At 70.0% G+C, this 6,366-nt stretch carries 5 protein-coding genes; 1 reads left to right on the plus strand and 4 read right to left on the minus strand.

What is annotated here, in order from left to right:
• The first annotated feature begins 296 nt into the window (after nt 1–296).
• On the plus strand, nt 297–878 hold the full coding sequence (locus AAH979_RS39645; protein ID WP_346263261.1) for a dihydrofolate reductase family protein: 582 nt from the start codon (nt 297–299) through the stop codon (nt 876–878).
• Here AAH979_RS39645 and AAH979_RS39650 read toward each other — a convergent pair.
• The 4 genes from AAH979_RS39650 to AAH979_RS39665 are packed head-to-tail and all read right to left on the minus strand — an operon-like array spanning nt 860 to nt 6,256.
• On the minus strand, nt 860–1,549 hold the full coding sequence (locus tag AAH979_RS39650; protein WP_346263262.1) for a family 1 glycosylhydrolase: 690 nt from the start codon (nt 1,547–1,549) through the stop codon (nt 860–862). The genes AAH979_RS39645 and AAH979_RS39650 overlap by 19 nt on opposite strands.
• Nucleotides 1,546–4,740, minus strand: coding sequence for a family 78 glycoside hydrolase catalytic domain (locus tag AAH979_RS39655; RefSeq protein ID WP_346263263.1), 3,195 nt, complete (start codon nt 4,738–4,740; stop codon nt 1,546–1,548). The genes AAH979_RS39650 and AAH979_RS39655 overlap by 4 nt, the downstream gene beginning before the upstream one ends.
• 46 nt (nt 4,741–4,786) lie before the next feature.
• On the minus strand, nt 4,787–6,049 hold the full coding sequence (locus tag AAH979_RS39660) for an extracellular solute-binding protein (protein WP_346263264.1): 1,263 nt from the start codon (nt 6,047–6,049) through the stop codon (nt 4,787–4,789).
• Nucleotides 6,050–6,076: 27 nt separating this feature from the next.
• Nucleotides 6,077–6,256: a hypothetical protein gene (locus AAH979_RS39665; protein WP_346263265.1), complete on the minus strand. Its 180-nt coding sequence runs from the start codon at nt 6,254–6,256 to the stop codon at nt 6,077–6,079.
• Nucleotides 6,257–6,366 lie beyond the last annotated feature (110 nt).

The following is a 6,366-nucleotide window of genomic DNA, read 5'->3' on the forward strand; positions in this document are numbered from 1 at the left end:
TCCGGTCGATGCGTCCACGTTCCCGTGGGTCGATCGCCCAGGCAAGGCGGACTGCCTGACCGCTCGGACATTCAGTTGACGCCAAATGAAGCACCGACCTGGGACGCGTTGCGGCTCATAGTCGCCCACGGCAACGCGAACGAGGATTGATCCCGCCCGGACCTCGCTGGTCGCCACCCTGAGTCGCGGGCCCATCAGCAACCGCCCTCGATTAGGTCATAGCCTAATCGTGGCCGAGCACGTCACCTCGGCGAAGACTGAGGACATCCACCCAGACCATGGATAGGACATCCAAGATGCGCACGCTGATCTACACCGCCTTCGTCTCGCTGGACGGCGTCGTCGACTCCCCCGGCGGCGGCATCCGATCCGAGGCCCACCGCAGCGGCGGCTGGACATACAAGGACATCGAGTTCGTGCCCGAGGCGTACGAGCTCAAGGGCCGGGAGACCGAGGAGGCCACCGCGCTGATGTTCGGCCGGACCAGCTACCAGGCGTTCGCGCCGTTGTGGCCGGACATGGCGGACTTCGCCGCCCTCAAGGAACTGCCGAAGTACGTCGTCTCGACCACCCTCGGCCAGGACGCCCTGGTCGACAACTGGGGTGACATCACGATTTTGCGCTCCCTGGCGGACGTGGCGAAGGTCAAGGAGACCGAGGGCGGACCGATCGTCATCCACGGCAGCGCCACCCTGGCCCGCAACCTCTCCGACGCCGGCCTGATCGACCACTACCACCTGCTGGTCTTCCCGGTGCTGCTCGGCGCCGGCAAGCGGATGTTCAGCGACACCGACAAGGAGAAGCAGATGCTGAAGGTGCTCGAGTCCGAGACGTACGCCAACGGCATCACCAAGCTGGTCTACGACGTCGTCCGCTGAGATGCCGCTCCTGCTCCGCAGGCCGACGACGCCTGCGGAGCAGGGCAAACAGTACCCATCTCCAGGCGCCCGGTGGTCGCGATCCTGGCGAAGGCGTGCGCGCTGGGCTTGGGGATCCGCGCGAAGTCGTTGCCGCGGTCGACGGCGATGAGGCCGAACTTCGGCCGGTACCCTTCGCTCCACTCGAAGTTGTCGAAGGCGGACCAGTGCAGGTATCCGCGTACGTCGACGCCTTCGGTGCGGGCCCGGGCCAGTGCGGCGAGGTGGCTGTGCAGGTAGTCGACGCGCTCGGCGTCGTCTTCGGTGGCGATGCCGTTCTCGGTGACGTAGAGCGGAAGGCCGGCGCGGCTGAACTCGCCGGGTGCCGGTTCGATGCGTGCCCACTCGACGGAGAGCCGGTGGGTGTTGTGGCCGAGGGAGGCCAGCAGGGCGAAGTCGTCGGCGTACCGGTGGTAGTGGTCGATGGCGTCGCCGGAGGACTCCCGGGCAGCGGTGCCCGGGTCGTGCTCGAAGTCCCACCAGTCGCTGTTGACGTTGCCGCCCTCAACCTGGTGGGCGGAGGTGGCGGTGCCCCAGAGGAAGTCGGCGGGGAAGTCGACGCCCACGATGCTCCGATCCGGGAAGGGCGTGGCCTGGCCCGCCCTCCGGAGGGCCAGGCCACGCGGTGTCATGCGTTGCGGGTGGTGAAGGTGTAGCTGCCGGAGGCGACCCGGTAGACGGCGTGGCCGCCGTCGACGCGGACGAAGTCGGCCCGGTCCGGCGTGCCGACCACCCGGGCGCCCTGGGTCGGTACCCAGACCTCGGCGGTGGTGTTGGTGGGGACGGTGACGGTGAGCCGGAACGAGTGTCCGTCCTTGTGCCACCGCGAGCGGGCCTCGCCGGCCGGGGTGTGGTAGCTGCCCTCGGCGTAGCTCAGGTCACCGACGACCTTCGGCTGGAAGACCAGCTTCCGGTACCCGGTCGACCCGGCGGCCTCGCGGATCCCGGCGATCCCGCTGTGGAACCACTCCTCGATCTGGGCGAGGATCATGTGGTTCTTCGAGTCGCCGCGGTTCCACCGCTCCCCCACCGTCGTCATGCCACCCGGGTTGGCGGTGGTGGACTCCATGAAGAAGCCGTAGCTGGGCTGCTCGTCCTCCTGTAGCAGGTCCCACAGCACGTCGTCGCGCCCCGCTGCCGCCAGCGCCCGCACGTTGGGGGCCATCCCGATCGTGCCGCCGCTGAAGTGCGGCCCGTCGCCGGTCGGGTGGAACGCGTAAACCAGTTCGACAAGCGCGTCCAGTACGGCGCCGCGCTCACTCTCCGGGACCAGCCCGGCGTCGAGGGCGAGGGCCTGCGCGGCCTGGGTGGCGCCGGTGGTGCCGGCGTTCCCGGCCGTGGTGTAGCGGCGCAGCGCGGTGTTGTAGAAGTGGGCGTTGAACGCCGCCTTGATGTCGGCGGCCAGCGCCGAGTACCGCTCGGCGTCGGCGGTGTGCCCGGTCAGCTTCGCCATCATGGCGAGCTTGCTGATCATCACGTAGTACCCCCAGGTGCCGGTGATCCGGCCGGAGGTCTGGTCCGCCGAGACCCAGTCGGCGAGGGCGGCGTCGACGATGTGCGCGTCGGCGCCGGTGCCGACCTTCTGCCGCTGGATGTAGTCGGCGAAGGTCACCATCTGGTCGTAGTAGCGGGCCATGGTCTGGGTGTCGCCGTACAGCTCGTAGAGCATCGCCGGGACCAGGATGATGGCGTTGCCCCAGTTGATCTCGTCACCGAAGCGCCCGCTGTAGCCCCAGTCGTACACCGGTGTCTTGAGGGCCACGTTGCCGAACATCGGGGTGTCCGCCCGGGACTGTCCCTCGACCAGGTGGTGCATGGTGGTGCGCAGGTACGCGGCGAGCTGGTGGTTGCGGTGGATCGCGCCCATCGGCATCGTGTAGTCCGCCGGATAGGAGAGCTTCTCCCGCCCCGGGCAGTCGGTGAAGACCGACATGACGTTGCCGGCGAACGAGTAGCGGGCCATCTTGCTGATCCGGTTGATCCGGGCGTTCGAGGTGACCACCTCACCGGCGACCGGAGTGGCCGCCTGCAACCGCAGACCCCGGATGGTGTCCTTCGTCGGCACGTACCCCTCGGGCAGGCCGGTGACCTGGACCCACTGCATGCCGAAGTAGGTGAAGTCCGGATGCCAGGTCTCCCCACCCGGCAGCCCCGCGGCGGTGTACGTGTTGAACAGGTCGACACCCCGGCTCCCGCCGCCGCCGCGCAGCGACGCCTGGTCGACCGTGCCGTCCGGGGCGAGTGACTCGGCCGGTGACATCCGCACGGTGGTGCCGGCCGGCACCCCATCGAGCCGCAGTTGGGGCCAGCCGACGATGTTCTGCCCGAAGTCGAAGACCCAGGTGCCGGGAACGGGGCTGGTCACCGACACCGGGGTGAACGTCTCGACGACCTTCACCGGCTCGGCAGCCCGGGCGACCAGCCTGGTGGCCAGGTTCGGCGGCGGGGCGATACCCGCGTCGACCCAGCCGGTGGCGGTACCGTCGCGGCGTTTCGCGGTCGCCGACAGGTCGGATCCGGGCCGGTCCCAGCCGGGCTGCTCGCGGCGGGCGTCGTAGTCGGCGCCGGAGTACCAGGCGTCGGTGACCAGCGGCCCGAGGGCGGCCCGCCAGCGACGGTCGGAGACGATGACGTCGCTGCTCCCGTTGGTGTACGAGATCTCCAGCCGGGCGATCAGGCGCGGGGTGACCGCCGCGCCAGCACTCGCGTCGCTGGCCGCGATGTTGTTGCCCGATCCGGTCACCAGCGCGCCGGCGGTGTGCGGCTTGGTCAGCCCCGGGGCGAAGGTGATGCCGGTACCGTCGGCGCCAGCGGTACCGATCGCGGTGATGACCCGGGACTCCAGGCGGTCACCGCCCTCGCCGGTGTCGACGTTGATGGTGCCGCCCACGTGGTAGTTGGCGACGCTGTCCAGCTTCACCGTGGTCGCGCCGGCCTCGGCGTCGGCGACCAGCGCGCCGCTGCCCTTGAGCTGGCTCTGCCACCACGAGTACGGCGCGGTGCGACCGACCGCCGGATTGGTGACGCTGCGGCGCACGTACGCCGGGCCGTTGCCGAGCTGGACACCCAGGGTGTTGCCGCCCCGGCGCAGCGCCTCGGTGACGTCGTAGGCCCGGTACTCGCTGGAGAGCTGGTAGTTGGAGTTGCCGGGCGCGAGTACCTCGTCGGTGAGGGTGCGGCCGTTGAGAGTGGGCTTGTGCAGACCGACACCGGAGAGGTAGAGGCGGGCACCGGCGACCGTGCGGCGGTGGTCGACGGTGAACTGGCGGGCGAGGATCGGCATCGGCTGGGACTCGGTGCGGCCGGGGTACTCGATCCAGCGCGCCGCTCCCCAGTCAGACTGGTTGAGCAGACCCGTCTCCCATGAGCGCGGTCGGCTCCACTCCGAGGCTCGCCGGTCGGCGTCCCAGACCCGGACCTGCCACACCACCTGCTGGCGGGAGGACAGCGGCCGGCCGGCGTACGGGATGCCGGTCTGCCGATCCGAGCTGACCTTGCCCGAGTCCCACAGCAGGCGGTCGCGCCTGAGGTCACGCTCGCTGCCCGCGGCCCGGATCTGGTAGGCGGTCTGCCGGTCGCCGGGGCACGCCGCCCGGGAGTGCCGCCGGTGGCACGGGTGGCTCGCGGCGCGCCGCAGCTCGGCGATCTGCCAGCCGAGGGTCGGCGTGGTGTTGTCGATGCCGAGCGGTTCGTCGTGGCGGCCGTCGACCTGGAGGTTGACGACCTGGACCTGGGCTCGGCCGCCGGCGTACCCGGCGGCGGGGGCGGAGTTGAACGCCTGCGACGCGAGCAGGGTCACGCAGACCCCTACTCCGGCCAGCACGCGCCGACGATTCCTGGCTGTTGACACTGGTGCCCTCCCTTGTCGGTCAGCTGCCGGCCCGGTAGTCGGCGTCCATCGCCGCGAGGACCTTGTCCGGGGTGGACTGGTTGCTGAAGATCTCCTGGAGGCCGGCGAGCATGGTCTGCTGCACCTTGGCGTTGGGCCACAGTTGGTCCATGAACGGCACGGTCCGGTTCCCCTGGATGAAGGTGTTCAGTTCGGCGATGCCCGGGTCCACCGTGGAACCGCTGTCGGGCAGCGAGGGCAGGCTGCCCTGCTTGCCGTTGAACACCTTCATGCCCTCGGGCGACATGACGAAGTTGACGAACTTCAGCGCGAGTTCCCTGTTCTTCGCCTTGGCGTTCACGCCGTAGCCGGCGCCGGCCGCGGCGGGCATGAAGAACGACGCGGGATCGTCGGTGGCGGGCAGCGGCTTGAGCACGTACGTGCTGGACGGGTTCTTGCCCTTCAGCAGGGCGACGACCCAGTTGCCCTGGATGATGCCGAGGGTCTTGCCGGTGGCCGCGAGTTCCTGGCTGGCCTCGTAGCTGGTGCCGAGCGGATTCTTCTGGAAGCAACCGCTCTGGTCCATCTCCTGGTATTTCGCCATCGCGGTGGTCCACGGCGAGTTGGCGAAGCTGGCCCGGCCGGCCTGCATCCTGGTGTCGAAGTCCCGGTCGGCGGAGTAGACGGTGGTGGCGACCAGCGCGTACAGGACGAGCTGGGTGACCCAGTTGTCCTGGATGCCGAGGGCGAACGCGGGGGTCCCCTTGGCGGTGGCCGCCCGGCAGAAGGCCAGCAGCTCGGTCCAGGTGCCCGGCGGTTGCAGGCCGGCCTTCCGCATGGCCTGCTCGTTGTAGAGGGCGCCGATGCCGTTGAGGCCGAAGAGCGCGTTGTAGGTCTTGCCCTCGTACTGCGCCACGCTGCGGACCGCGTCCGGCAGCTTGGCCGCCCACGGCTGGTCGGAGAGGTCCAGCAGGTAGCCGGGCCTGGCCAGCACGTACGTGGCGCCGGGGTTGCCGTTGCCCGGCCACACCGTCATCACGTCCGGGGCGGTACCGGAGGCGAGCTGGGTACGGATCTGCTGCTGGTACTGGTCCGCGCCGCTGGTGGTGAAGTTGACCTTCACGCCGGGGTTCGCGGCCTCGAATGCCTTGACGACGTCCTCGATCGAGCCCTGGTCGACCGAGGCGAGGGTCAGGGTCTTGCCGTCGCCGCCGGAGCCGGAGCCGGAGCCGCTGCTGCACGCCGCGAGCAGGCTCGCCGCGGTGACGGCCGCTGCCACGGCCGGGAGGGTACGTATCTTCATGGTGTCTCCCATGCGGGGAAGGAGCGGTTAGGTGGCCGCGCCGGGTGCTGCGGCGCTGACGGTGTAGCGGCCGGACGCCAGCCGCAGGGCGACCCCAACGGCTGCCGGCTCGACCCCGAGAACCCCCGGCCGGCCGGCCACGGGCGCGCCGTCTGCACGGACGCTGTCCGGGTCGGAGGTCGGGATCTCCAGCAGTGCGGTGCTCACTCAGAGCTCGAGAGACGGGCGCGGCCGACCCGTATGAACGCCTGGACCATCGGGCCGGTCAGGGCCGGGTAAGCGCTGCAGCCACGCGGTGTGCGACGCAACCTCAGCGC

It is taken from the genome of Plantactinospora sp. ZYX-F-223 (assembly GCF_039649625.1).
Lineage (GTDB): Bacteria > Actinomycetota > Actinomycetes > Mycobacteriales > Micromonosporaceae > Plantactinospora.